The 25,344-nt window shown below is 60.9% G+C and carries 37 protein-coding genes; 34 read left to right on the forward strand and 3 right to left on the reverse strand.

What is annotated here, in order from left to right; all coding sequences use genetic code 11:
* The first annotated feature begins 4 nt into the window (after nt 1–4).
* From gpM to AB7A72_RS15810, 28 genes are all read left to right on the forward strand, one after another.
* Nucleotides 5–730 carry a phage terminase small subunit gene (gene gpM, locus AB7A72_RS15675; protein ID WP_369460484.1) on the forward strand — a complete coding sequence of 242 codons (726 nt, stop codon included), beginning with the start codon at nt 5–7 and terminating at the stop codon, nt 728–730.
* A gap of 101 nt (nt 731–831) precedes the next feature.
* The gene (locus tag AB7A72_RS15680) at nt 832–1,320 is read left to right on the forward strand and encodes a head completion/stabilization protein (RefSeq protein ID WP_369460485.1); all 489 of its coding nucleotides are present in this window, start codon (nt 832–834) and stop codon (nt 1,318–1,320) included.
* A complete protein-coding gene (locus tag AB7A72_RS15685; RefSeq protein WP_369460486.1) occupies nt 1,317–1,535 on the forward strand; it encodes a tail protein X in 219 nt (72 codons plus the stop codon). The genes AB7A72_RS15680 and AB7A72_RS15685 overlap by 4 nt, the downstream gene beginning before the upstream one ends.
* A 5-nt stretch (nt 1,536–1,540) precedes the next feature.
* Complete coding sequence (locus tag AB7A72_RS15690; protein ID WP_369460487.1) at nt 1,541–2,209, forward strand: hypothetical protein; 669 nt, start codon at nt 1,541–1,543, stop codon at nt 2,207–2,209.
* Nucleotides 2,206–2,649 (forward strand): hypothetical protein, encoded by a 444-nt coding sequence (locus tag AB7A72_RS15695; RefSeq protein WP_369460488.1) that lies wholly within the window; start codon nt 2,206–2,208, stop codon nt 2,647–2,649. Before AB7A72_RS15690 ends, AB7A72_RS15695 begins: the two co-directional genes overlap by 4 nt.
* Complete coding sequence (locus tag AB7A72_RS15700; RefSeq protein ID WP_369460489.1) at nt 2,642–3,193, forward strand: lysozyme; 552 nt, start codon at nt 2,642–2,644, stop codon at nt 3,191–3,193. The genes AB7A72_RS15695 and AB7A72_RS15700 overlap by 8 nt, the downstream gene beginning before the upstream one ends.
* On the forward strand, nt 3,190–3,744 hold the full coding sequence (locus AB7A72_RS15705; protein WP_369460490.1) for a hypothetical protein: 555 nt from the start codon (nt 3,190–3,192) through the stop codon (nt 3,742–3,744). Before AB7A72_RS15700 ends, AB7A72_RS15705 begins: the two co-directional genes overlap by 4 nt.
* A 2-nt stretch (nt 3,745–3,746) precedes the next feature.
* Nucleotides 3,747–4,271 carry a phage tail protein gene (locus AB7A72_RS15710; protein WP_369460491.1) on the forward strand — a complete coding sequence of 175 codons (525 nt, stop codon included), beginning with the start codon at nt 3,747–3,749 and terminating at the stop codon, nt 4,269–4,271.
* 2 nt (nt 4,272–4,273) lie between these two features.
* Nucleotides 4,274–4,747, forward strand: coding sequence for a phage virion morphogenesis protein (locus AB7A72_RS15715; protein WP_369460492.1), 474 nt, complete (start codon nt 4,274–4,276; stop codon nt 4,745–4,747).
* A gap of 69 nt (nt 4,748–4,816) precedes the next feature.
* Nucleotides 4,817–5,395, forward strand: coding sequence for a phage baseplate assembly protein V (locus AB7A72_RS15720; RefSeq protein WP_369460493.1), 579 nt, complete (start codon nt 4,817–4,819; stop codon nt 5,393–5,395).
* A gap of 2 nt (nt 5,396–5,397) precedes the next feature.
* Nucleotides 5,398–5,751 carry a GPW/gp25 family protein gene (locus tag AB7A72_RS15725; RefSeq protein ID WP_369460494.1) on the forward strand — a complete coding sequence of 118 codons (354 nt, stop codon included), beginning with the start codon at nt 5,398–5,400 and terminating at the stop codon, nt 5,749–5,751.
* Nucleotides 5,748–6,596, forward strand: coding sequence for a baseplate J/gp47 family protein (locus AB7A72_RS15730; protein ID WP_369460495.1), 849 nt, complete (start codon nt 5,748–5,750; stop codon nt 6,594–6,596). Before AB7A72_RS15725 ends, AB7A72_RS15730 begins: the two co-directional genes overlap by 4 nt.
* Nucleotides 6,596–7,534: a phage tail protein gene (locus AB7A72_RS15735; RefSeq protein ID WP_369460496.1), complete on the forward strand. Its 939-nt coding sequence runs from the start codon at nt 6,596–6,598 to the stop codon at nt 7,532–7,534. The genes AB7A72_RS15730 and AB7A72_RS15735 overlap by 1 nt, the downstream gene beginning before the upstream one ends.
* Nucleotides 7,531–8,052 carry a hypothetical protein gene (locus tag AB7A72_RS15740; RefSeq protein WP_369460497.1) on the forward strand — a complete coding sequence of 174 codons (522 nt, stop codon included), beginning with the start codon at nt 7,531–7,533 and terminating at the stop codon, nt 8,050–8,052. Before AB7A72_RS15735 ends, AB7A72_RS15740 begins: the two co-directional genes overlap by 4 nt.
* Nucleotides 8,053–8,068: 16 nt before the next feature.
* Nucleotides 8,069–10,246 carry a DUF4815 domain-containing protein gene (locus AB7A72_RS15745; RefSeq protein WP_369460498.1) on the forward strand — a complete coding sequence of 726 codons (2,178 nt, stop codon included), beginning with the start codon at nt 8,069–8,071 and terminating at the stop codon, nt 10,244–10,246.
* Nucleotides 10,236–11,264 (forward strand): virulence-associated protein, encoded by a 1,029-nt coding sequence (locus tag AB7A72_RS15750; RefSeq protein WP_369460499.1) that lies wholly within the window; start codon nt 10,236–10,238, stop codon nt 11,262–11,264. The genes AB7A72_RS15745 and AB7A72_RS15750 overlap by 11 nt, the downstream gene beginning before the upstream one ends.
* A 9-nt stretch (nt 11,265–11,273) precedes the next feature.
* Nucleotides 11,274–11,789 carry a hypothetical protein gene (locus tag AB7A72_RS15755; protein WP_369460500.1) on the forward strand — a complete coding sequence of 172 codons (516 nt, stop codon included), beginning with the start codon at nt 11,274–11,276 and terminating at the stop codon, nt 11,787–11,789.
* Nucleotides 11,786–12,271, forward strand: coding sequence for a hypothetical protein (locus tag AB7A72_RS15760; RefSeq protein WP_369460501.1), 486 nt, complete (start codon nt 11,786–11,788; stop codon nt 12,269–12,271). The genes AB7A72_RS15755 and AB7A72_RS15760 overlap by 4 nt, the downstream gene beginning before the upstream one ends.
* Before the next feature lie 44 nt (nt 12,272–12,315).
* The gene (locus AB7A72_RS15765) at nt 12,316–12,807 is read left to right on the forward strand and encodes a hypothetical protein (RefSeq protein WP_369460502.1); all 492 of its coding nucleotides are present in this window, start codon (nt 12,316–12,318) and stop codon (nt 12,805–12,807) included.
* Nucleotides 12,808–12,969: 162 nt separating this feature from the next.
* A complete protein-coding gene (locus AB7A72_RS15770; protein ID WP_369460503.1) occupies nt 12,970–14,166 on the forward strand; it encodes a phage tail sheath protein in 1,197 nt (398 codons plus the stop codon).
* Nucleotides 14,167–14,192: 26 nt separating this feature from the next.
* Nucleotides 14,193–14,699, forward strand: coding sequence for a phage major tail tube protein (locus AB7A72_RS15775; RefSeq protein ID WP_369460504.1), 507 nt, complete (start codon nt 14,193–14,195; stop codon nt 14,697–14,699).
* A 101-nt stretch (nt 14,700–14,800) separates the two neighbouring features.
* The gene (locus tag AB7A72_RS15780; protein WP_369460505.1) at nt 14,801–15,193 is read left to right on the forward strand and encodes a phage tail assembly protein; all 393 of its coding nucleotides are present in this window, start codon (nt 14,801–14,803) and stop codon (nt 15,191–15,193) included.
* An 8-nt stretch (nt 15,194–15,201) separates the two neighbouring features.
* The gene (locus AB7A72_RS15785) at nt 15,202–15,354 is read left to right on the forward strand and encodes a GpE family phage tail protein (RefSeq protein WP_369460506.1); all 153 of its coding nucleotides are present in this window, start codon (nt 15,202–15,204) and stop codon (nt 15,352–15,354) included.
* 9 nt (nt 15,355–15,363) lie between these two features.
* Nucleotides 15,364–17,928 carry a hypothetical protein gene (locus AB7A72_RS15790; RefSeq protein ID WP_369460507.1) on the forward strand — a complete coding sequence of 855 codons (2,565 nt, stop codon included), beginning with the start codon at nt 15,364–15,366 and terminating at the stop codon, nt 17,926–17,928.
* Between the two features lie 6 nt (nt 17,929–17,934).
* Nucleotides 17,935–18,402 carry a phage tail protein gene (locus tag AB7A72_RS15795; protein WP_369460508.1) on the forward strand — a complete coding sequence of 156 codons (468 nt, stop codon included), beginning with the start codon at nt 17,935–17,937 and terminating at the stop codon, nt 18,400–18,402.
* 1 nt (nt 18,403) lies between these two features.
* Entirely contained in the window at nt 18,404–19,513 is a 1,110-nt protein-coding gene (locus AB7A72_RS15800) for a contractile injection system protein, VgrG/Pvc8 family (RefSeq protein ID WP_369460509.1), read from the forward strand.
* Between the two features lie 151 nt (nt 19,514–19,664).
* Nucleotides 19,665–19,814 (forward strand): DUF4160 domain-containing protein, encoded by a 150-nt coding sequence (locus tag AB7A72_RS15805; RefSeq protein WP_369460552.1) that lies wholly within the window; start codon nt 19,665–19,667, stop codon nt 19,812–19,814.
* Entirely contained in the window at nt 19,757–20,275 is a 519-nt protein-coding gene (locus tag AB7A72_RS15810; protein WP_369460510.1) for a DUF2442 domain-containing protein, read from the forward strand. The genes AB7A72_RS15805 and AB7A72_RS15810 overlap by 58 nt, the downstream gene beginning before the upstream one ends.
* A gap of 498 nt (nt 20,276–20,773) precedes the next feature.
* Here AB7A72_RS15810 and AB7A72_RS15815 read toward each other — a convergent pair whose 3' ends face one another.
* The 3 genes from AB7A72_RS15815 to AB7A72_RS15825 form a co-directional block, all read right to left on the reverse strand.
* A complete protein-coding gene (locus AB7A72_RS15815) occupies nt 20,774–21,310 on the reverse strand; it encodes a hypothetical protein (protein WP_369460511.1) in 537 nt (178 codons plus the stop codon).
* Nucleotides 21,311–21,599: 289 nt separating this feature from the next.
* Nucleotides 21,600–22,010, reverse strand: a complete 411-nt coding sequence (locus AB7A72_RS15820) for a hypothetical protein (RefSeq protein WP_369460512.1) — start codon at nt 22,008–22,010, stop codon at nt 21,600–21,602.
* A 15-nt stretch (nt 22,011–22,025) separates the two neighbouring features.
* A complete protein-coding gene (locus AB7A72_RS15825; protein ID WP_369460513.1) occupies nt 22,026–22,832 on the reverse strand; it encodes an XRE family transcriptional regulator in 807 nt (268 codons plus the stop codon).
* A gap of 37 nt (nt 22,833–22,869) precedes the next feature.
* On the opposite strand from AB7A72_RS15825, the gene AB7A72_RS15830 reads away from it, so the two are divergent.
* From AB7A72_RS15830 to AB7A72_RS15855, 6 genes are all read left to right on the forward strand, one after another.
* The gene (locus tag AB7A72_RS15830; protein ID WP_369460514.1) at nt 22,870–23,088 is read left to right on the forward strand and encodes a hypothetical protein; all 219 of its coding nucleotides are present in this window, start codon (nt 22,870–22,872) and stop codon (nt 23,086–23,088) included.
* 106 nt (nt 23,089–23,194) lie between these two features.
* Nucleotides 23,195–23,539 carry a DNA-binding protein gene (locus tag AB7A72_RS15835; protein ID WP_369460515.1) on the forward strand — a complete coding sequence of 115 codons (345 nt, stop codon included), beginning with the start codon at nt 23,195–23,197 and terminating at the stop codon, nt 23,537–23,539.
* A gap of 21 nt (nt 23,540–23,560) precedes the next feature.
* Nucleotides 23,561–24,313, forward strand: a complete 753-nt coding sequence (locus tag AB7A72_RS15840; RefSeq protein WP_369460516.1) for an ogr/Delta-like zinc finger family protein — start codon at nt 23,561–23,563, stop codon at nt 24,311–24,313.
* A gap of 109 nt (nt 24,314–24,422) precedes the next feature.
* A complete protein-coding gene (locus tag AB7A72_RS15845) occupies nt 24,423–24,716 on the forward strand; it encodes a hypothetical protein (RefSeq protein ID WP_369460517.1) in 294 nt (97 codons plus the stop codon).
* Entirely contained in the window at nt 24,713–24,874 is a 162-nt protein-coding gene (locus tag AB7A72_RS15850; RefSeq protein WP_369460518.1) for a hypothetical protein, read from the forward strand. The genes AB7A72_RS15845 and AB7A72_RS15850 overlap by 4 nt, the downstream gene beginning before the upstream one ends.
* Complete coding sequence (locus AB7A72_RS15855; protein WP_369460519.1) at nt 24,871–25,341, forward strand: hypothetical protein; 471 nt, start codon at nt 24,871–24,873, stop codon at nt 25,339–25,341. The genes AB7A72_RS15850 and AB7A72_RS15855 overlap by 4 nt, the downstream gene beginning before the upstream one ends.
* Nucleotides 25,342–25,344 lie beyond the last annotated feature (3 nt).

The raw sequence follows: 25,344 nt of genomic DNA on the forward strand, positions 1-25,344 counted from the left end.
CAACATGCCACTATCACCAGCCCAACGGCACCGGCTGCGCGTGCTGACGGAAAAGGAAGAGCGGCGCGCGGCGGCGGAGAGCGAATTTGGCGCCACGCGGGGCGAGGCTTTTGAGCTGAACATGGCCCAGCTCTATGAATTCAAGAAGCGCTTGAAAGATGTGCAAAGCACGGAAGGCAAGGCGGTGCTCAAGCGCAGCATGCTGCCCGAGCTGGATCCGTACATCAACACCGTCTTGGCAACCGACGGCGGACAGCCCAACGAAGTGCTGATGACCGCGCTGGTTTGGAACATCGACGCGGGCAACTACCTGCGTGCCATTGAATTGGCCGACTACGCGCTGCGCCACAAGCTGCCGCTGCCTGACCAGTACAAGCGCAATCTGCCCACGCTGCTGCAAGACGAAATCAGCGAGGCCATCTTGCTGGGCACGCTCAAGGGTGACGAGGCCATGCAGGTGGCCGGAACCGTGTTGCAGATGACCGAGCAGCTCGACAGCCACGACCAGGCCAAAGCCAAGCTCTACAAGGCGGGCGCATATGCACTGCTGGGCCGTACAAGCCAGCCCAGCGAATACCACAAGACAGTCCCCATTGCTGTGGCCCAGCAGGCCCTGCCGCTTCTGCGGCGAGCGATGGAGCTGTTCGCCGGCATCGGCGTGAAAAAAGACATTGAGCGTTTGGAATCGCGTGTCAACGGCAAAAAGCCTGACGCGCCCCAGGCCTCATAACCGAGCGTACCCCGCACCCGTGGCGGCCCCAGGACAAAGCAGCATTGATTTGCCTGCCAGCGTCCTGGGCCACCGCCACACCTTACAACCGAGTGGCCCTCATGCTTGTTGCACAGCACCACACTGCGAACCCGCCGGATATTCCCGATGCCGCGCCCGTCGCCAATGACGGCTGGTTTCCAGCCATCGATCTGGAGCAGATCAAAAGGGAATGGCGTTTTGACAGCACGGTGAGCGATGAGCGTTTGCGCCGTGAAGTGCTGGACGCCATGGTTGAGATCAATGAACGCCTGTCCGACTGGCAAGGCGCGCAGCGAGCGCTGGGTTTTGCCAGCCTGGCCGAGGTGCCAGCGACCCGCGTTGACGGTGAGCCCGCCAAGCTGCGCCACTACCGGCGAGCGGTGGCGGCAACTGTGCTGGCCAAGGTGGCCGCAGAGTACCGAGACGTCAGCACCATGCCTGATGGCGCTGGAAAAGAAGCCCGGGTGAAGGCTGCGCTCATGGTGCGTATTGACGACTTCTGGCGTGATGTGCGCTGGGCCCTGGCTGACCTGCAGGAGCGGCGCCGCACGATTGTGGAGCTGATATGACCACGCAACGCGGACTGGAGACGAGGGCCAGGCAGAACGAAATGCTTGATGCCCTGGCCCTGCGCAAGCTGGGTGCCACAGCGGGCCACGTAGAGGCCACGTTGGCCGCCAACCCCGGCTTGGCAAAGCTTGGCCCACACCTGCCGATGGGCCAGCCTGTGCGGCTGGTTAAGGGCCAGGAACCGAACAAAGAAACCGTTTACCTGTGGGACTGATCGCAATGAACAAGCTGCAAACCTATTTGACCGAAGCCGGTGTGCCCGCTGAGCTGCACGCGCAGGCGCTGGCCAGCCTGCAAAGCGCGCGCAAGCCAGCATTGATCCGCTTTTGGCTGGGCCTGACCGCGCCCATCGTCTGGGCGTTCATCGCAGCACTGCTGCCCCGCAAGGCCGAGCAGCTGCCGCGCTGGCTGCGCTGGTACGACAACAACATCAGCATCAATGGCGACCGCTCTGACTGGGCGCTGATTGATGGGCGGCATGTGCGCATGCCGGCGCCTGATGAAGATGTGGTGCACGAGGATGGCCAGCATGTGAGCTACTGGCCCCCGTACAGCCCGCGCAGCTTCTTGCCGCGCTGGAACTTCAACGGCATTCGCAACCGGTGCGGGTGGCTTGCCAAGAAGTGGGGCATGCCCCTGCAGAACATCGCCTATCGCGACGGGCTGCCGGTGCTGGATGGCGAATGGGGCAACCCCGATATCGGCCGCCAGGTGATGGGCATCCGCGTGGCCTGCGCCGGTGGAGTCTGGCAGCTGGTGCGCACCAGCAAGCGGTGGGGCGGCACCAAGACCGAGAACTACGGCTTTGAGGTGCTGAACGCCAACACCATCGACCGTTTTGCCACCTGCACATGGACGGCATGGAGCTGGAAGGGGCCCAAGAAATGAACATCAAGGCCCTTTGGGTTGAAAGCCGCACCTTTGTTGTCGGGCGCATCAGCGCAGGCGCAACCTATGTTTTTGGCAGCCTCACGACTGCGGGTGGTGCGGCGAAGGCCGCGACCGACGCCAATGTGGTGCCGGCGTGGTTTCCAACTATCACGGTGGACACAGTGCTTTTGATTATCGGCGCAGCTATGACGGTGGCCACCGGCCTGGTTTCCATCTGGGCGCAGCGCCAAGGCGTGAAAGCCAAGCAGGCGGAGAAGCGCCGCAGCGACCGGGCTGAAGAACGCAACCGCATGGCCTGGGTGATGGAAATGCTGGAGAAGCACGGCGAAGAAAAGATGGTGAGCACCTTCGGCCAGAACTGGCGCGAGCGTGCGATTCAGATTCAGCGCCACCCCGGCAATGCCTCTACCGACTTTGGAGCGCTGTCCGATGACTAGACCGCTGCCATACGTACCTAAGACCACCATCGTTGCCAGGGGCGCCACGGCCGTGGCTGGTGGTGTCGCTGCCATCCTGCTCACCACCTTGCCGGTGGACGAAGGCCGGGTGCTGCCGGCCTACCTCGACCCGGTGGCCATCCCCACTATTTGCGAGGGATGGACGCGCGGGGTCAAGCTGGGCGATGTGGCAACCCATGCCGAGTGCGATGCACTTACCCTGCAGGGCATACAGGAGGCCTGGCAGCTGTTTGAGCGCTGGGTGCCCGCCGAGGTACGCAACGGCATGCCAGACACCAGCGTGGCTGCATTCCTCTCATTCATCTACAACACCGGCCCGGGCGCGCCAGATGTGAAGGATGGCTTTGTCTACCTGAAAAACGGCAACCACAGCACCATGCTGCGCCTGCTGCGCGGCGGCGATGTGGAAGCAGCATGCCGCCAGCTGCCCGCCTGGGCATCGGCCAAGGGGCGCAAGCTGCGCGGCCTGGCCTTGCGCCGTGATCGTGAGATGGCCATGTGCCTGAAAGACCTCAAGCCATGAAGAAACAATGCGGGTTGACGGATCTCTTCCTGGTCGCGTTGGTAGCGCTGGCTGTGCTTTCGGTGCTGGTGGGCCTGTTGCAGCAAAACCGCATCAACAAGCTGCGTGTGCAGCACGCTGACACGCTGACCGGCATCGCGCAGGCCAATACCAAGGCCTACGAGGCGCTCGACCGCTATCGCTCTGCTGTGGACACAGCAAACCGCACGCTCGCACAACAGATTCAAACGCAAGAAGGGGAAACCAATGCAAAGCTTGAAACGCTCTCTGATCTTGCTGGCCGCGAGCGCGCTAGCCGCTTGCTCGACCAGCGCACCTACGCCGACAGCCTCGGTTATTGGCAAGGTGTGGCCCGGCGTGCCAGCACTGACGGCGAGCGCCAAGCAACTGCCGCCGCCATCGGAGTGTTTGCCGACCTGCACGCAAGACTTGATGAAAGAGCGGGAATCTACGCGGGCCAGGCTGACCAGTGCCGCGTCCGAGGCCTGGCCTGCGAAAGAGCCTACCAAACCGTAGCCGACATGATCAACGCCGGCCCACCTAAGGAGTAGCCATGTACAAGCTCGAAAGCCTGGGCAAGCTGCTCAATGCCAGCCTTCCCAAACAGGTGAAGGCCAACCCGGAGAATTTGATAATTCAGGCCACCGATGGCCACCTTGATGCAGCCTACGGGGATAGCCTCAGTTTCGCCTACGTGTACAACGCGGAAATATCGGTGTTGAACTGGCCCGCCAAAGTCCATGTGGATGCCTTGATGGTGCCGCTGCTCGCTTGGCTGATGGTTCACCAGTCGGACTTGCTGGACAACCCGACCAAGCGCAAAAGCGCCTTGAAATTTTGGGTTAACCCAGTCACCGCTGACAGCTACGATTTGGGGATCGACATTCCCCTGCGCGAGTCTGTGTTGGTCAAAGAAGATTCAAAGCATCCCAAGCGCTTCACCACCGAACACCTGCGCGAGCCCTGCCACGTATCCACGCCCTGCATTGATGAGCACTGGGAGCTGTGGCTGAAAGACACCAAAATCGGCGAATGGGACATTCCAGCACCCGGCCGCATCAAACGGTTTGACATGTAGCCATGGCAGATCTGCAGCAGCTGGAAACCTGGTGCGGCGACATGCTGCGCAAAATGGACGCCGCCAACCGCCGGCGCCTGACGCTCGACATTGCCCGGCACCTGCGCGCAAGCAATACCGGGCGAATGAAGGCACAAACAAGCCCCGATGGTGAACCTTGGACCAAGCGTAAACCGCAGGGGGATGGTTTGGGCAACCAGGCACGGGCAGCCGCGCTGCGCAAGAAGTCAGCCCGGCCGATGTTTGAGAAGCTGCGCCGCGCAAAGTGGCTCAAGGCAAAGGGCACTGCAGACAGGGCGACTGTGGAGTTTGCAGCCCGTGCGGCGCGGATCGCAGCAGTACACCACGATGGGCTCACGGATGAAGTAAAGCCAGGCGGCCCAACCTACCGCTACCCAGCGCGCCCATTGCTTGGTATATCGGCAGCGGACGCAGACCAGATCCGCGACATCATCCTGCAGCACCTGCATAGCTAAAAAATGTGCCAACCGTAGCCACAGCGCACGCTGCTGGCCCCCGCGCGCGCGCAGCGGCAACATGGCCGCATGCCCGAAAAAACCCCGCAACATGAAAGCCCGTACGAGCTGCAACGCCTGCTGCAAAACCTGCTGAAATGGGGCACCGTGGCGGCCGTGCGCGCCAAGCCACTGGCTGTGCGCATGCAATGCGGCGACAACACCACCGACTGGCTCACGCCCGCAGGCCTGGCCGCCGGCGCCGTTTTTAGCGCCTACCGCATGCCAGAAGTGGGCGAACAAGGCCTGGCGCTGTGCGCGGGTGGCGACCTTGGCCAAGGCGTGGCCCTGCTGGGCATCTACAGCGATGCCATGCCCCAGCCCAGCGACGGCCCGCCCCACATCAAGCTCAACAAGCCGGGCACCCACTTTGTGCGCTATGAGGCCGGAAAACTGCTGCTCACCATCGGCCCTGCACGCATCACCCTGGCGCAAGACTCCATCACCCTGCAAGTGGGCGGCGCCCATTTCACGATGGAAGAGGGCGGCATAACCACCAACATCAACATCGAAACATTGGCCGATGTGATTGCCAGCGGCATCAGCCTCAACAGCCACCCGCACGGGGGCGTAACCCCAGGCATGGGCCTGACCGGGGAGCCAGTCTGATGATGAACCGCACCAACGGCCGCCGCATTGGGCGCGTGCAGCACCTGCAGCAATCCGTGGCCGACATACTCACCACCCCCATCGGCAGCCGCGCCATACGCCGCGATTACGGCTGCCTGAACTTTGCCATGCTCGACCAGCCAGACAACAAAGCCACCCAGGTGCGCGCCATTGCCAGCGGTGCCGCCGCCCTCATGCGCTGGGAGCCGCGCTTGCAAGCCCTGCGCCTGCAAGCCAAGCGCAACCCCGAGCAGCCCGGCGCCGTGGTGTTTGAAGTCACCGGCAACATGCTCGATAGCTATGCCCGCAAGGCCCGGCCCATCAGCCTGACCGTCACTATGGGGGGGGGTGTATGACAGCCACCACCCTGCCGCCACCAGCGGCCGTAGAAACGCTATCGTTTGAAGGCATTTACACTGCAGCGCGCAGCACCTTTGCCGACCTGCAGCGCCCGAACCAGCCCGACATTGACGCCGTACTGCAGCTCGAATCGGAGCCGGCCGCAAAGTTACTGCAGGCCCACTCCTACCGCGAAATGCTCATTCGCGCCCGCCTCAATGATTCGGTGCGCGCACACTTCCAGCCAACGGCCAACGGAACCGATCTCGACTGGATTGCCCAAGACTTTGGAGTGACCCGCCAAGACGGCGAAACTGATAGCCGCCTGCGCGACCGCATTGCTAAGCGCATTGCATCCCTGGCAGGACAAGGCACCCGCGAACACTATGAATACACCGCCCTGTCCGCATCGAATCAGGTGCGCCAGGCGCAAGCCACATCACCCGTAGCCGGCAAAGTGATGGTCATGCTGTGGGTGTGGGATCAAACCCAGGCTCAGGCTGTGCGAGAGCTGGTAAACACAGCCATCAATGCCGAAAACGCCCGCATGCTGGGTGTAGCCGTGGCCGTGGCCGTTGCCGTGCCAAAGCCCATAAACATCACCGCTGCCATCACCCGCCGCCGCACGGCACCAGCCAACCTGCTGGCCATGCTCCAGCAGCGTCTGGTCGATGGCTTTGCCGCCATGGCCACTATGAGCGAAGGCGTAGCCCGCAGCTACATTACCGCGCTGCTGCAAGTCGATGGCGTGCATGCGGTGGAGTTTCCAGACTCCGATCAGCCAGCAGCCAACACCGCCATCAGTGTGGGTCAATATCCCGCGCTGGGCGCCGTGCAGCTGATCGACGACGGGGTTGTGTAATGCCAGCGCGCCGCACGATCCTGCCGCCCAACGCAACTCCGTTGGAGCGCGCCTTTGATGCCGCCGTGCCGCAGTGGGATGCCCTAGCCGACCAGGCCGAACCTGCCGCGCTGCGCCAAAACGACAGCATGCTGCCGTGGATGGCCGCCCACTGGCAGCTCAGCCAGTTTGACCGCTACTTTGCCGACCCGCGCGAGCTGCTGGCCAAGGGCCTGCCATGGTTGCGCGAGCGCGGCAGCGCGGCAGCCGTCAAGCGGGCCATGGGCTGGCTGGGTTACGCCGGCGTGCGGATCGAAGAAGACGGCGCGCGCCTGCACATCAGCCCGGGCCGCGAAGTCTCCATTGCCGACATGCAGCACATCGCCTACATGGTGCGGGCCAGCATCCCGCTGCATGTGAAGTTTTACCGCCTGTTCCACCGCTATGACCTGCGCCGCATCCGGCTGGACAACCGCCCGCGCCTGGACAGCGGCATGCTCGACACCGATAGCGGCGTGCCCATCGATGTGGGCGGCGAAATCATCCTGGGCAGCCAGGGGCAGTTTTTTAGCGCGGTGGCCCAGCGCCCAGGCAACGCCAAGGTGCGCGCACTATCCACCATCGGCTGGAGCCTGACCACACGCCGCAGGGATGCGTTGCGCCTGGACTCTTGGCATCTCGACCGGCGTCTGCGTAAGGCGCCACGCCTGCTGCCCACCCAGGTGGAGGCGCCCACCACGCCGGCCTATGTCCGGCTGCTCGCACAAACCGCCTATGGCAAGGCCTACGCCATCACCGCAGCTGCTCGCAACGCGCAGCCGGCGCAGATGCGGGCTGACACCTACTGCGCTGTGGTGCCCCGCACGATCCGCGCGCGCACCTGGACGGGCGCGTGGGACGGCCGCGCCTGGCAAGAGTCTGAAATCGCAACCAAATACACCGAGGAAACCACACCATGACAGCAGCAGTCCTGCAAGAAGCTGGCCGCATTGCGCTGGCCAAGGCCCTGGCCGCCATGCCCGCCCATTTCGCATGGGGCCGGGGCGACGGGGTTTGGCAGGCGCCGCCCGCCGTGCCCAGCAACCGCAACACCTTGCTGGCCGAAGTGGGCCGCCGCCTGGCCACCATCGTGGCGTTTGTGCAGCCGTCAACGAAGGAAGAGATGGAGGCTGCGTTGCCAGAGGACATTAAAAAGTTTGTCGAGATGGACGCGGGCGCTTTCTACAAGATGGCGGACTCGCCTACGCCCTACCTGTACTTGCGCGCTGAGTTTTCGACTGACGACGCCTTGAACGAAGAGATCCGCGAATGCGGCCTGTTCTTTGGCACGGTGGCCAAGGCTGGCGTGCCTGCGGGCCAGCGCTACTTGAAGCCCGAGCAGGTGCAGGACGCCGGTTTTATCTACCACCTGACCTACCGCAGCAAATCCACCCGCGAGGGCCAAAAGGCCTACGAAGAAGCGGTGCTGCCACTCTAAGCACAAGGCCAAGAACATGACGGTTTACAACAAATTCGATGCCAAGGATGGTTATGTCAGTGTGGACTACCACGCTGACCGCATTCTGCAGTCGCGCGAGCTGAACGACGAGCAGGCCATGCAGCAGCACGCGCTGCGCCGGATAGCAGACGGTATCTTTAGCGATGGCGACCTGATCGAGGGTGCCCGCTGCGCCATGAGCGCTGCCACAGGCATGGCCACCATGGAGGCGGGCAGTATCTACATTGCCGGTCGCATCCACGATGTGGTTGCCGCGCTGGTTGCTGTGCCGGTACTGGGCACCCAATATGTGGGCGTCTACCTGGAAACCACGACAGTGACGGCGGTGGATGATCCAGGGCTGTACAACCCAGCGGTAGAAGGTGAAGGCCAGCAGCAGCCCGGAGCCGACCGCACCCGCATGGTGGCGCGCTGGGGGCTGGCTGGTAGCCAGGTCCTGCCGGGTGATTTCTTCCCCGTTTGGACGATTGAAGATGGCGTGGTCAAGCCCCGCGAGGCGCTCAGCACGAACAACCCCATTACCGTAGCCATCAAGGATTACGACATTGCCAGCACTGGCGGCGGCAATTACGTGGTGGACGGCATGACCGTTCTCATGCACGACGATGACCAAGACGGAAACCAGATCTATACCGTCAAGGCCGGTGAAGCGCATGTAGGCGGCATACCTGTGTTTCGCCCAGCTGACAGAACCGTGGTTTATGCCGCAGTGCCCAACACCATGCAGGTGTTGAGCGAGCCTCATGCAGCCAGCGGTGAAGCCTTGCAGACCGTCACCTTTGACCGTTTCCCGGTTTTGAAGCCCGCCACTGTCCGCGTGCAGCGCAAGAAAACCCAGCAGGTGAACCGGGGGCCGGTGCTGGGTGGCGCTGACCAGCTCAACGAAAACAGCGTGGTCAAGATCAACAGCATCAAGCTGGGAGGAATCACCTATTACGAGCCTGCCGACTTCAAACTGACGGCGGGGCAGGTGGACTGGAGCCCTAGCGGCGCAGAGCCAGCGACCGGCAACCTGTACACGGTGGAGTTTGAATTCATCAGCATCGAGCCGGTGCTGAACCAAACGCCAACCACGTTCCAGATTGCGAACCCGGTCAATGGCACGGTGCATTACGTGGACTACGAATTTGCCATGCGCCGCTATGACCGCCTGGTGATGGATGACCAGGGGGTATACAGCGTTATCAAGGGTGTGCCTGCTACCTGGCAGCCAGTGCCGCCCGACGTGCCTGGCGGCCAGCTGCTGCTGGCCACCATCTACCAAAGCTGGATGCAGGAAACACGCCGCTTGGTGCTGGACAGCTGGCGTATGGTGCCCATGCAGACCATCGCCAACTATTCCAACCGCATGGACGATATCGAGCTGGACTTGGCCGAGCTGCGATTGGCGACCGATGTGAACGGGCGCTACAGCGGCCTGAAAAAGGGCTACTTTGCTGACCCCATGCGCGACGACAGCATGCGCGACCAGGGGCTGGAGCAGACTGCCCAGATTCTCGATGGCGCGCTGCAGCTTTATGAGGACTTCGGCGCCCATCTGCTCGATGACGGCAAGACCTCGTATTCGATGGGTTTCGATATCGTGACGGGCCTGCGCCAAGCAGCGTACAGCCGCAGCATGGCCATCAACCCCAGCATTGGCGTAGGCCAGCTGCCCGCGTCTGTGATCCTGGCGCCGCCCATTGACCGCTGGGAAGTGCCGGGCGTGCGCCAATATCCCAAGGGCGTGAAGTTCCATTACAACCCGATCTGGAACCCGGGCCAGACGGTGGCGGGCAGCGTGCAGGCCGAGTTTGAAAAGACCTTCGATAAATCGCTGGTCGATACCAGCGATATCTACCTGCGCGAGATCGATGTGGGTGTGACGCTCACCGGCTTTGATCCGCTGGAGCCGGTCAAGTCAGCCACCTTTGACGGCCAGCCTGTGGCATTCAAAAACGCCCAGGGCCAAACGCCATCGGCAAATGCGCAAGGGGTGGTGGAGGGCAGCTTCAAGGTGCCAAAGGGCATCACCGTGGGCACCAAGCGCGTGCGCATCGAGGGGGACAACGGAAGCTATGGCGAAGCCAGTTACACGGGATCGGCCACATTGAAACTGCAACTCTATTACCTGTACAGCGGCAACTTTATTACTGCCGGTGTAGGCATCGAAACGGTGAACTATGTCTTATAACGTCCTGACCCAAGCCATCAACCCGCCAACCACCTGGCAGTCTGCCGGTGCCAACCTTTTCTTCGCACGAAAGGGCCAGGCCGTGCTTGTCAGCATCAGCCGGGCCGATGAAAAGGGTTTGCCCAAAAATGAACTGGCCACCGTGCGGCTGGAGCCCGACCAGATCAACACCGTGGGCGCTACCGCTGTCTCCTGGCCTGCACCCGTGCTGATGCAGGCCGGCGTACCGTATGCCCTGAGCATCAGCGCTGCCGATACCGACACCGCGCCTTATGTGGCGCAGGTGGGCGAGGTCAACCAGGCGGGCGGCTACGTTACGCAGCCGCCTGCAGAGATTGGTGCGCTCTCGCACACGAACGAATCCGGGGTGGTGACCAAATACTCCAACCGCTTCTTGCGCTTTGAGCTGCTGGCCGTCCAATACAAGCAGACGGCACAGACCTTTGTGGTGGGGCAGCAGCCGGTAGTGAACGCCACCAATCTGACGGTGAATGCGGGCGCCATCCAGCCTGCGCCCGATGCCCGGGTGACCTACCAGCTCAAGCTGCTGGACGATCAAGGCGCCGTCAAAGCTACCCACGATGTGGATGTGGCGCAACCCATCCAGCTGGCTGCGCCACACACTGGCGCCGTGCAGGTAGAGGCCACATTGCGCCGGGCGGCCAATGGCCTGGCGCCGGTACTGGAGCAGGGCACCGTGCTGGTGGTGGGCAGCTTGCTTACCCAAGGCACTTACATCACGCCTGCGGTGCAGTTGGCAGGTGGCAATACCGTTACTGTGATTTTTGAGGCGAGCTTGCCAGCGGGATCATCCGTGAAGGTGGCATGCAGCACCGACAGCGGCGCGACCTGGGTAGATGTGCCCTTTGACAGCAGCAGCGCGCAGACGGCTGGCAATGTGGAGCTGACCCACAAAAAGACCGGGCTGGCAGGTGCTGCGCTGCGCTTGCGCCTGCAGCTGTTGGGCAACACCAATGCCCGGCCCAAGGTGCGCAATCTGCGCGCGGTGATTCTGTAAGGGGTGGCCATGGCAATACAAGAAGACATTACAGACTTCTTCGGGCTGGAACTGCCTTACGCGGGCAATCCGCTGGAAGTGGATGTGGAGCGCCTGCGGGCGCTGGGCCGCGCTGTAGACAACGCGCTCAATGGCTTGCGCGAGCTGATCGACGAAAAAGCCGGTGCACAGGAGGTAGACGGAGCGCTCGATGCGCTGCAGCGGGCCATCAACGACATGGGCGCCGCGCGTGTGCAGTCGGTCAATGGGAAAGCAGGCGTCAACATCACTCTGGCGCGTGCCGATTTGAAGCTGGGGCCGGCCAACGGGGCCAGCACCACCAGCATTGCCTACGACACAAGCGGGCGCGTGTCGGTGGTAACTGAGATGCTGGACGCCAAGCAAGCGGTAACGGTCATCAGCTATGACTCGACCGGGAATGTCAAAACCGTGGTCACCACCTATGACGGGCGCAAGCGCACCGAGACCATGACCTACAACAACGGGCGGCTGGAGGGGGCCGCCGCAACAGAGGAGGCTGTATGAGCGTTCCATTACTGGCGCTGGCCCTGGCAAAGCTGGGCGACTTGGCCACAAGCCTGGGCACGGCGCTGACCAATATCGCGGGGGTGCAGACCACTGCGAACACCATCCGCACGGACGTTACCAGCGCGCGGGACAACGTGAATGCAACGACAAATGCCGCGCGCGATAACGTTAAGAGCCATGTGACTTCGGCGGTAGGTGGCATTGTTCGGCAGAGCTATACCGTTTTACCCACGGTGCTTTGGGTCAATGGAAACGGAGGCGCGGGCGGTGTTTTATATGCCGATATTCCGATTGGTGCAGTCAATGTCAACAAGGCTTTTATTCAGCCTCAAAGACCATTGATTTCTCAGAATGGCATTGCGTATTTGACATACAGATTCATTAGCAGCACGGTTGTCCGCGTCGAGGCTTCTTATGGTTCAGCTGTTACAGCTGGCTCAAATTGGGTAGTTGGTTTTAGTGTCACGGAGTTTTCATAATGGCAGCCTCTTATGCATTTACGAATGATGTTGGAATATGCACGGTGGAATGTGAGTACCCTTTGGCGCTCGATCCGCTGCCTGCCAATGCAGTCGTGCTGAAACAGGGTGAGACGCGCATCGGCCAAAAGTGGACGGGCAGCAAGTGGGTGCCCGTGGTGGCCCAGGCCGACCAGCGCCCGGCCATCGTGGTGGAGAACATCACCGCCGATGCAGGCAGCAACGCGCATACCATCATTGCGGACAACTTCGCCGAGGTGCGCACCGTGGTGGGGGCCGTGCTGGCCATCACCGTGCGCATGGAGGTGGGCGGCCAGCTCTACCCGATCAATGAGGCATTCGATATGCCCATTACCAGCGTGGACGGCCGCGTCTATCCCAAGCGGGTGCTGTTTGAAGCGGGCCGCGCCACGTTCACCATCACGATGACGGAGCCACGAATCTGGATCGTGACGGCGGAAATGGTCAACAGCGGCCTGCCCCCTGAAAAGCACATGCGCTTTTCCGGCCTGCGCGTGGTGGCTGCCGAAGTCTAGCCACCCACCACCCCATCAAAAGCCCGCCCGCTTGCAACAGCCGGCGGGCTTTGTTTTGTCTGCATCGCAGCCACAGTGTCACCCGCTGGCCTTTGCGCGCGTGAAACCCGAACATAGCCATATCACGCGCCCACCGCGCAAATCCACTCCGAAGGATTACCAATGGCTACCCAAAGTTTTCACCACGGCATCCGCGTTTTTGAAGAAGGCGACAGCATCAACACGCTGCGCCTGGCTTCGTCTGCCGTCATCGGCATGTTGGTGACAGCCCCCGATGCCGACCCCGATTACTTCCCGCTCTACAAGCCCGTGCTGGTGACCAACATCAGCCGCGCCCAAGGCCTGGCCGGCACCGCTGGCACGCTCAAGCCAGCGCTTGATCGCATCGCAATGCAATGCCGCCCGGTACTCATCATCGTGCGGGTAGAAACTGGCGTGGGCGATACCGAAGAAGAGAGGGAAGCCGACCAGACCAGCAAGGTGGTGGGCACAAACCTGCTGGGCCAGCGCACCGGCATCCAGGCTCTTCTGGCAGCACAAGGCCAGACCGGCGTGCGCCCGCGCATCCTGGGCGCCCCTGGACTCGACACCAAGCCCGTGGCCGATGCCCTGGCCAGCGTCTGCAAAGATCTGCGCGCATTCAGCTACGTCTATGCACACGGCGCTGAAGACGTCAGCGAAGTGCTGCAATACCGCGAAGGATTCGGCCAGCGCGAAACCATGTTGATCTGGCCTAACTTCATGGATTGGGACACCGCCACCAGCAAGAACGTGCCCGCCGATGCCGTGGCCTACGCGCTGGGCATGCGCGCCCGCATCGACCAAGAGATGGGCTGGCACAAGAGCCTGTCCAACGTGCCCATCAACGGCCCCACCGGCCTGGCAAAAGATATTTCGTGGGACTTGCAGAGCGCATCCACCGATGCGGCCCTGCTCAACCAGGGCGACATTACGACCGTCATCAATCACAAGGGCTACCGCTTCTGGGGCAACCGCACCTGCACCAGCGATACCGACTTTGTGTTTGAAGTGTCGGTGCGCACCGGCCAAATCCTGGCCGACACGATTGCGGAAGGCTTTTTCGAATTTCTCGACAAACCCATGTCGCCCCGCCTGGTGCGCGACATTGTGGAAACCATTAATGCACGCTTCCGCACGCTCAAGGCGGACGGCTACATCTTGGGCGGCCGGGCCTGGTTCAACGAAGAAATCAACACCACCGAAAACCTCAAGAGCGGCAAGCTGGTGATCGACTACGACTACACCCCCGTGCCACCGCTGGAAGACCTGAGCTTCCGTCAGCACATCACCGACCGTTACCTGGTGGACTTCGCCACGCAAATGGCATCGGCCCGCTGATCGAACCACCCAAGCGAGGATAGAAAATGCTCCCACGCCAACTACTCAACTTTGCCGTTTTTGCCGACGGCGGCGACTACAAGGGCGAAATTCCCGAAGTCACCCTGCCCACCCTGGCGCGCAAGCTCGAAGAACACCGGGCCGGCGGCATGGATGGCCCCATTGATTTTGACTTTGGCCAGGAAAAGATGGAGGCCGAGTTGAAGGGCGCCGGCTTTATCGCGGGCCTCACCAGCAAGTGGGGTGCCCGCCAGCACGATGCGACGATGCTGCGTTTCGTGGGTGCTCTCTCGCGCGGCACCAGCGAACAGGTGGAGAGCTGCGAGGCCGTCATGCGCGGCCGCATCGCCAAGATCGACCCCGGCAGCAACAAGGCCGGCGACCCCACCGAGCAAACCTACAGCTACAGCCTGAGCTACTTCCGCCTGACGGTGGGCGGGCTGGTGATGTTTGAAATTGATCTGGTCAACATGATTTGCATCGTGGACGGTGTAGACGTTCTGGCCGATGTACGCGCCGTGCTGGGCTACTAAGCCCGCAGCGCAAGCGCCAACCTGGTAAGGGGCTTAGCGGGTCGAGCCGTCACACACTTCGGCAAGGCCCGCTCTTTTTTGATTTTGAAACGGGGTACGAAATGAGCGACAAAGCCGAAACCGAAAACACCAACACCAACACCGCAGCCGCACAAGCAGGCCAGGCGACGGCCGACAACCAGGCGATGGACGAAACCATCAACGGCCGCCCCTACCAGCTGGTGCCACTGGAAACTCCCATCAAGCGCGCCGGCGGCGACATTACCGAAATCAAGGTGATGAAGCCCCTGGGCGGCGACCTGCGCGGCCTCTCTATCAAAAGCCTGGCCGACATGGATGCACTGTCCGTGCAGGTGCTGCTGCCACGCATCACCCAGCCGAGCATCATTCAGGCCGAGGCCAACGCCCTGGACTTGGTAGATCTGGCTAACTGCGCAGGGGTGGTGTGGGATTTTTTGCAACCTTCTTCGGTGCGCAAGGCGATACGTCAATAGAAGACTGGATGGCCGACATTGCGGCCGTCTTCCACTGGCCGCCCGATGTGATGGGCCGCTTTGACGTCGATGAGCTGCTGCAGTGGCGCAACCTGGCCATCGAGCGAAGCAACCAGAAACTAAGGTTCTACGCCCAGCTACTGGGCAAAAAATTGCAATGAGGTAAGCAAATGGGAATGGAGCGGCTGCGGCTAGACGTCATCCTGAGCGCGAAGGAAAAGCTGACCGGCCCGCTCAAACGTGTCATGGCCGGCAGCAGCGCTACATCGCGCTCACTCAAAGGCCTGCGCGACAGCCTCAAGCAGCTGGAAAACCAGCAGGGCCTGGTAGACAAGTTCCGCAATGCGCATAAGGCCAGCAAAGCCTTGCGCGCAGAGATTGCAGCGCAAAAACGCAAGATCAGAGAGATGGCCGTCGAACACGCTGCGGCCGGCAACGTGACCGACGCCATGGCCCGCCGTATGGCCAGCGCTAAGGGGGAGCTGGCAGGCCTGCAGGCGCGCGTGTCGCCCCTGCGGCAATCCATCCAGACGCTGACCGGCCGCATGGAGCAAGCAGGTCTCTCCACCCGAGGCCTGCGCACCCAGGAAGCCACGCTCCGCGCCGAGATGGAGCGCACTACGGCCAGCATCGCCAAACAAAAGCAGCGCCTGCAGCAACTGAGCGCGGCCCAGCACAACATGCAGCGCATGGGTGTCAAGGGCGCGGCAATCACCGCCGGCGGCATGGGTGCCATGTACGCCAGCCGCCACGCGGCCCAAACCATGGCCCCGATGATGGGCCAGGGCAAAAGCCTGGAAATGGAAGGGGTGCGCATCAACGCCCTGGGCCTGGGCGCCGAAGAGTCGGGTAAGGCTATCGACTTTGCCAAGGGATTCAAAAGCTACGGCACCAGCCAGCTGGACAACATGCAGTTGATGCGCGATGCCATCACCGTTTTTAACGATCGACACCACGCCGAAGAAGCCCTGCCGTTCTTGGCCAAGATGAAGTTTGCGAATGAGGGCGCGTTTGGCGCCGAGCATGGCGCGGATAACGAGAAAAAGTTCATGGACATGATGAAGGTTATTGAGATGCGCAACGGCGCCAATAACCGCGAAGACTTTGAACGAAACGGAAACCTGGTTCAGCAGGTGATTACCGCAACCGGCGGCCGCGTGGGCGCAGAAGACTGGCTCAACCTCATCAAGACCGGCGGGGTGGCTGCCAAGGGCATCGGCGAGAAAGAATTCTTCTACCGGCTTGAACCGCTGGTGCAAGAAATGGGGGGGCACCGCGTGGGCACCGGCATGATGAGCGCCTACCAAAATATTTACCAGGGCAAGACCACCAAGCGCTCGGCCATGTTGCTGGACAACCTGGGTCTGATCGCCGACCGCTCCAAGGTCAAGCACGACAAGGTGGGCCAGGTGGCACAGCTGGGCGTGGGCGCGCTCAAGGGCAGCGACATATTCCAGCGCTCGCAGTTTGAGTGGTTGGAAACGGTGTTGATACCGGCCCTGGAGAAAAAAGGAATCACCAGCGAAAAGCAGATCCTGGATGCGATGGGCGGCATTTTCAGCAACCGCAACGCGGCCGGCCTGTTTGCAACCATGTACCAACAGCGCGCCATGCTCAACAAGAGCTACAAGCTCAACGAAAGCGCCGACAACGTAGAAACCCTGTACGGCCGCGTAAAGCCCACTGCCGCCGGTAACGAGCTGGAATTGCTGGCACGCCGAAATGACCTGTACGCCCGCATGTCCACCACCTTGCTGCCTGCCTACGTGAAGCTGCTGCAGGTGGTGACCGACGCCACCGAGGGCATTTCCCGCTTTGCTGGCGAACACCCGCAGCTCACCAAATGGGTGCTTTACGGCGTGGGCGCGCTGGGTCTGCTGACCGCCGGGCTAGCGGCGGTAGCCATCCCCATTGGCCTTGTCATGGCCAAGGGTGCGCTTCTGCGCTTTGTCCTGGCGCGCGTGGGCCTGAGCATTGGCGGCATTGGCACAGCAGTGCGAGCGGTGGGCAGCGCGTTTACGTTCGGCGGCCAATGGTTGGGTGCATTTGCGGCGCGCATGGCGCTCTACGGCCCGGCGGTGCTGCGCTTTGGTGCGGTGTTCCTGCGGCTGCTTGGCCCCATTGGCTTGCTGATGACGGCCGGCACCATGCTTTACTCCCGCTGGGACGATGTAGTGGGCGGCGCCAAACTGCTGTGGGCCGACCTGAGCGAGGCCGTAAGCAATGGCCTGCAGTCGGTGCTGGGCCTGACCACCCGTTTTTACGAAGCCGGTGCCAACATCGTGCAAGGGCTGGTCAACGGCATTACCGGCCGCTTATCAGCCGTGCGCGACACCATCAGCACCATGGCTGATGACAGCATTGGCTGGTTCAAAGACAAGCTGGGCATTCACAGCCCAAGCCGCGTATTTATGCAGTTGGGCGGCTTTGTGAGCGAGGGCGCAGCGCTGGGCATTGAGGGCGGCACCGGCCGCGCCAAGGCTGCCGCGTTAAGCCTGGCGGCCGCCACCATGGTGCCACTGCCAAGCCTGGCCGCCGCTCCCGTGCCAAGCATGGGCGGGATGGGCGGTGCAGGAGCAGCCGGCGGGGCCGGTGCACCAAAGATCGAAATCAATGTGTATGCCCAGCCGGGCATGGATGCCGCAGCCATTGGCCGCGCCGTGGCCGCCGAGCTGGAAAAGCGCGAGCGCGACAAAGGCACGCGCCGCCGCAGCAGCTACACCGATATGGAGTAACCCGCAATGCTTGCAGCCCTGGGCCAGTTTGTGTTTGCCATGGACAATCTGGCGTTTGAAGAAATGCGCCGCAGCACCGAATGGCGCCACCCAGAAAACAGCCGTATCGGCGCCATGCCAGCCCGCCAGTTTGTGGGCAAGGGGGCGGATACCATCACACTGAGCGGCCTGCAGGCGCCTGAGCATTTTGGCGACCGCAAGGCCATCGACAAGCTGCGCGCCATGGGCGACACCGGCGCGGCCTATGCCATGGTCAACGGCGCTGGCGAAATCTTTGGCGCCTGGGTGATTACCAGCGTTGAAGAAACCGGCAGCATCCTAACGCCAGAAGGCGTGGCCCGACGGGTGGAATTTACGATCAACCTGGCCCGCGTGGACGACCAGCAGGCCGACCCCACCGGTGGGGCAGAAGAAGGCGACGGCGACAACCCGCAGGAATGGGGCAGTCTGGACGATTGGTTGATGGATTACTGACATGCAAGCCGATCTGCAAAACCCCCAGGGCGTGTACCAGCAGCCCAGCTACCGCCTGGTGGTGGACGGGCGCGACATTACCCCCACCGTGCAAGCGCGCCTGCAGCGCCTGAGCTTGCGCGAAGCCCGCAGCGGCGAGGCCGACCAGCTCGACATAACCCTGGACGACAGCGACGGCAAACTACGCATACCCGCGCGCGGCGCCAAGGTGCAGCTGCAGCTGGGCTACACACGCGGCGGCGCCATGGCTGACAAGGGGGAATTCGTGGTCGATGAGGTGGAGCATAGTGGCGCCCCTGACGTCATCAACATCACCGCCCGCAGCGCCAACATGCGCGGCAAGCTGCGCAGCCGCACCAGCACCAGCTGGCACCGGCAAACCCTGGGCAAGGTGGTGGCCGACATTGCAAAGCGCAACGGACTGGAGCTGACGATCGAATCCGCACTGGCCGCCAAACAGCTGCAGCACATCGACCAGACGAACGAGAGCGATGTGAATTTCTTGGCGCGCGTGGCCGAGCTGCACGATGCCGTTGCCACCGTCAAAAAGGGCAAGCTGCTTTTCTTGCCCATCGGCACCGCCGCCAACGCAAAGGGCCAGGCAATGCCGCGTGTCACCATCACCCGCCAATCCGGCGACCGCCACCGCTACCACAGCGCAGACCGCAACAGCTACACCGGCGTGCGCGCCTACTGGCACGACAAAGGGAGCGCTAAGCGCCAAGCCGCCGTGGAGGGCCAAGAAGAAAACCTCAAGACCCTCAAAGAAAGCTACGCCAGCGAAGCCGCAGCCCTGGCCGCCGCCCGCGCAGAAATGGGCCGCCTGGCGCGCGGAGAATCCACATTTGAACTATCGCTGGCCATTGGCGACCCATTCCTGATGGTGCAAGGCACCTTTGCCGTGCAAGGCTTCAAAGCCGAAATCGACAGCACCGAATGGCTGGCAAAAATCATCGAACACACCCTGGACGAACAGGGCCTGGTCACCCGCTTGGAGCTGGAGCGCAAGGGCAGCGGCAACACATCAACGGGCGGCGCGACGGTGCCCGCCGATGATTGGGAAGAGGCTGGCCAGGATCTGCCAGAAGATGGCATAGACATCAGCGAATAGCCTGCATTGATTCGTTGAAAATGTATGTGCAACTATTGCACAATGCAATGGTTGCACATATAATGGAGCCATGCCAACGATAACCCGCCTCTCAAACTGCACGATCAACATGTATGCCGCTGATCACCCGCCACCGCATTTCCATGTGCGCATGGGTGATGGCCGGCAAGCACTGGTGGCAATCATCGGGCAAGCAGTGTTGAGGGGTAACATTCCAGCACGCGAGTTGGTAGAGCCCATTGCATGGGCCAGCGCGAATGTGGAATATTTGATGTTGAAATGGAAGGAGCTAAACCCATGAGCAAGGCATTCACCCTGATGGCCGTTAAGGCCAAGGCTGGCCAGGTGCTGCACCTGGTTTTTGCGGATGGCGCCGAATTTGATGTAGACCTGAGCCGCATCATTGCCAAGCACCCGACCATTGCCGACTTGGCAGATCCGGCCATCTTCAAACGCGCAAAGGTAGGCGAATGGAAAGACACCGTAACCTGGGGCACCGATGACTTGGAATTGGCTGCCGACAACCTGCGAGCCCGTGCGGTAGAGCAAGCCGGTGGCTTTTCGCATGAGGACATTGTGAAATGGATGCATCAGCACAAGCTCACTCAATTGCAGGCCGCCGAAGCGCTTGGACTTTCGCGCCGCATGCTGGCCTACTACCTGAGCGGCGAGAAGCTGGTGCCACGCACCGTGGCGCTAGCCTGCATCGGCTGGACACAAGCCAAGGCTGCGCACGATGAACGCTTTGCACTAGCCGCGTAGTCCACGCTACCCACACCCCTTACTAGGCCCGCCCCGTGCGGGCCTAGCCATGTCTGCAGCCTGGCCCTAGTGTCACCAGGCAGGCCGGCGGCTGCCCCTATCGCACATAGCCCGCACAGGCCAAAGCGATATGCAGCCCTACAACGCAAAAAAACCAACTACCCAGCCCACCCCCTTGGCGTGCCCGCGCGCGCCCTGCCTGCGCACGCCTGCACACTCCAGGCCCTGCCCTCGCCACCCCCTTGCCCATAGAAAGCGACCACAACCCCCTATCTAACCCCGCCGCGCGCAGTCGAGACCCCGCCGCGCCTGCGCGCTAAAAGGGTGCTTTTCGTCGAGGGCGTCGCAACAGGGCAGCGCTAGGCTTAGAGCCGCTTGAAGCCCGGTTTTGCGTGAACGCCGGACGTCGGCAATTGACTAAAATTAACCGTTTTCGTCTATCACATAAGTGGAGCTCTAAACACATCAGCCATGGACTGGATGAAACATGTTCTGCAACTAAAAAAAATGCATAAAAAGCTGAGCAAAAGGGCTGACTTTTAATTTTTTAGCAATGTCTTCGTGACCTTCTACACATGCTTGTTCCCATTCGCACTTCGCTGCAAGAGTTTTCAGAGTGGGCGGTTCTCGTAATTCAATCTTTGTGCGAATACGCTCCCAGTGGGTAATTAACTTATCTGTTAGTTGGGCATCAACAATAGGTGCAATCTCACCAGCCAACTCGCGAGACAGATCTGCCAGTTCTCGGTGACACTGTTTCCGATCTGCGTATGTGAACACCAAAGCCATCACCCCTAAGCAGGCAATTGAGAAGCCAACATAGGGCAGGTGATCCTGTACTGTCTTTCCAAACAAGGACAGGCCCATCACGATAGACGCAGATTGGGTTACCTTGTCGCACAGGTCAAAGAACCATTGACGCTTGCGATGGTAGCGATAGGTAATATTCGCCCAATTGAGAATTTCGCTTCTGACATCCCAGCGAGCTTGTCCTGAATCAATGGGCGACTGTGTGTTGTTAGTCGTGTTGGTCATGGCGTAATTCTGAAAAGTGCAGCACGCATGTTCAACCAAGATAATTTGTGCATGCTGCAGCTACATTCAGAGCCAGCTATCTACGAGGTGGAGATGGAGGAGGTGAGACATTGCGCAATATATCGTTGAAGCCTTCGTTGCCCCATGACTTGCCGAAGTCCTCATTTACTTGCGGCGGAGATGGCGCAGGCGGAGGAGGGGACGGTGGCGGTGGGGGTGGTGCTTGTCTCTTTTGATCGTTGCTCATCGTAATTACCTCCTTGTAAAGAACTTCATATCGGGTAGAAAGCTAATTTGGGATTTGGCATTGATTCTGCAGAAGATAGTTGCTAGTCCGGTCTTGGACTAGCCATCTTCCTTTTCGTTTAACTAGGGTGAAGTTGTTTTGGAACTTGCACTTTTCTTGGGCGCGGGGTGAGGGAGTGGTGGTTGTGAACTGGTAGAGGACGTCACCGCGCTTGATGTGATCTGGATCTATCTCGACTTCATCAGCGGTAACCGTGCCATAGCTCACGCCATTGACAGACACGCCCAAGCTGTCGAGACGTTCGACAAGTGTCTTGTGAGGCATAGCGATATTGTTCACTGGGATTGAGGCAAGCAATTTGTCGATGGAGGCTTGGTCGCTGATGGTTTTCGTTTGACCGAATGCACCACTGCACATCAGCAATAAACAGGAGGCTATCAATCTTGATTTCATGGCTACATCAAAAAACTAGAAACGCCGACCATTCCAGCCGTAGACAACCATGCCGCATATCCGCACCTCATGGCCACCATTCAGAATGTCGGTCTGCTTGATTGCAGGGTTGTCGCTGCTGATCTCGTATGCGCCATCGATGCGCTGCCGCACCCTTTTAATGAAAAGGCGCTGATGGGCTTCGAGCACATAAACACCATCAACGTCTACTGAATGAATGTCCGTGTCGACAAGCGCGAAATCACCACTTTCAAGCGTGCCACGCATGCTGTCGCCGTAGGCATGCACCAAGCGTAAAGCTTCGGGTCGGCTGCGTGGAAGGTTCGTCCGTATCCAAAGAACAGAGATGGGTACATCACCCATAACCACATCAGCCGCGAAGGCCTCTGTGCCGGGCCCCATGCTTCCCGTAGCACTGAGAAGCGGGATGTAAAGCGTGTCATCCGAGTGGGCGGGCGTCGGGGCAGGGCCAGTGAGTGACTGCCGCCTTGGCGCGAGCACATCTTGGTTGCTGGTGGCTGGGGCGGGCGTTCGTTTGCCAGTAATGATGAATGGAATGTCAAGACCAAGTTCTTGTACAGACGCAAAAAATTCAGCCTTTGGAGTGGCTAACCCGGACTCCCAGCCATAAATGGTTCGAGCAGGCCAGTTCCCAAAATTGCCGAAATCGGCAGCTTTTAGGCCCAAGCGCTCCCGTTCCAATTTGAGACGCTGGCCGATTTCTGTCTTTAGTGCAGAAATTTGTTGTTCGTCTGTGCTGTTTTTAGCGTTCATTGCTTGCAATGTGCCGAAATCGGCACTATCATCTGCACCGTAGTGCATAAAAGTGTTGCACAAAGTTCTAACCGCAGGATACAGCATGCCCAAGCTTCAAACCATCAAAAAAGACAGCTACGCACCTCGCGGGCTCCAAACCGAGAAGCCTGTGGCGGTTCGCTACTTTGCTGACGAGCGTGCGGAGCTGGAGCGCGAGGCTACAGCCGATGGCCGCTCCCTCTCGTCCTATGTCCGAATCGCATCGAAGCTCGGGATGGAGATCCTGAAAAAGCAGCGAGTCGAAGCTGGTGCTGCATCCTGAGCCAAACACCATGCCTGCATATTGCGCGCGCCTGCGCGCAAGCACACGCAAAACAAATTGCTCCTGGCTGCGTGGCCAGAAACAAGTCATCTAGGAGGGTGTGACCGTGAGTCAAAAACCAGTAACCATGATCCGCAATAGCGGTAGCGGCCACGGGCCAGGCACCGTAGAGCGCGTGCTACGCCAGGCGCTTGCGCAGCCTGGAAATGCGGTGGCCGATGCTGCTGGATGGGATGCATCCAACACCAGCCGTTTCCTGTCGGGGCAGCAGGGTGTGCCCATTGGAAAGCTCGATGCAGTCTTGCAGGCGGCTGGCTATGTGATCGTCAGCCGCCGCTACTTCGACGCCACCGGTGTCATGGCAGAGGTCGGCATGTACTGCCGGTGCGCTCGGGAGGGCGGCGGCGAATGCGGCCCATCTTCACCAAGCAATTGCGCTGGCTGCCAATAAAAACAACAAAGCCAAGCAGACATGAACGCCCCAACACCTATCACCAACCTGCTGCCAAGCACTGAGCAGGGCCGCGTGCTGCGCCGCGAAGGCACGCGGGTTGCATGCCCGCATTGCGACACCCCCAGCGAGCTGCGCGATATGTGGCGCAAGGGGCCTCTGCAGTGGCAGGCCAGCTACCGCTGCGACAACGATGAATGCGGCCACACCTTCCTCACCGCCATTGAATTGGTGCGCCGTCTAAAGGCCAGCGCGCTGCAAAACAACGCTTTGGATTTGCCTATGTCAACCCACATCCGCGAGCTTGCAGAAGCGCAGGGAGAGGTGCCAGCGATGAGCCATGATTTGTTCGTCGGCGTGGATCTGGACAAATTCAACATCATGCCCACCGGTGCGCTGGGCTTGCATTTTCCGCGCCGTCTGCGCAAACGCGCAAGCGCCGATGGCGAGCGAGTCGCCTGCCCGGACTGTGGTGCAGATGCAGTGATTCGCACAAGTTGGGTGATGGCCCCGCTTCTGCGCGAAACCACCTACCACTGCACCAATGACTGCTGTGGTGGCGTATTTGTGGCACACAAGGAAATCGTCTGCAGCCTGAGCCCAAGCGGCACACCAGACCCCACTGTGCAACTGCCCTTGAGCGCTCACATTCGTCGCGATGTTCTGGGCATAGTGCTGGACGCTGCAGGCTCCTACGACTACACCCCGCGCCGCACGGCCCCGGTGACGGCTGACCTGTTTGCAGGCGACAAACCGGCAGGTGCTAGCAGCTAGCGCCCGAGCCGCTTAATAGCGGCCACCCCCACCACCAACCCCAATCAATTTTTGCAAGGCCTGCGGGCCTGGCAGGGGCTTTTTTTGCCCAAAAACCGGAGGTAAGACGATGGAAACGAAACTGAATAGCGAACAACTGCTGGACAAGTACGGTCGGCACAACGTGCGCGAAGCCGGGTATTTGCGCAATGAGCTGGGGCAGGAGCTGGAAGTCTGGAGCTATGACAACGGCTATGGCGCAACCGACATTCAGGTTTGCATCAACGACCAGCGTTGCGGCGCCATTGCAAATGTCAAGCTCCAACTGTGCCCCGAAGATGCCGCCGCTTTGCGCGACATGCTCACCAACGCCCTGGCCCGCCTGGAAGCCGTGGCAGCTGCAAAGCAAGGCGGTGCGCAATGAGCCTGTACGCCATTCACTACCGCGCAGCCTCAGGCGTGCGCCACACCCTGCACATCTTGGCCAGCTGCATGCGCGCGGCCTATGACGCCGCATTCGACATTGCCGAGCAGCAGCCACGCATCGGCGGCTTTTCTGTTGAAGGGCTGGCCAGCGCATGAAGCAAGACAAGGCCGAAGCCAATGCAGTGGCAGCCGTATTGCCCTATGGCCTGCGCAAGCTGCCTGTGCGTGATGTGCCGCAGCTGCAGTACCTTGCGCCTGAATTGCGGATACCAGAGGCCCCCGCTCGCCCAGCGCCAGTTGTGCCGCCGCTCAAGAATCCGGCAGTCACTGTCGAGGAAGCCAAGGCCATGCTCGATGGCCTGCGCGATGAATTTGCCAAGAAGGCCAGCGGTGGGCTATATCGCGATGCAGCTGATGCGGAATGGCGGCGCTTGCCCATTGAAATGCGCGAATGCCTGCTGCGTGTCGCGGGTATTAGGGCGAAGAGCAAGCCGGAGCTGCATGGCCTAGCCAGCCGCGCCTGGCAAGAAATGCCGGAGACCGAGCGCGAAGCCATCAAACGTGTGGTGCGCCTGTTCAAGCGCTACGTGATGCCGCTGTCAGCCCTGGCCGCCAAGGTCTAAATG

This window comes from Comamonas sediminis (genome assembly GCF_041107495.1).
Classification (GTDB): domain Bacteria; phylum Pseudomonadota; class Gammaproteobacteria; order Burkholderiales; family Burkholderiaceae_C; genus Comamonas; species Comamonas sediminis.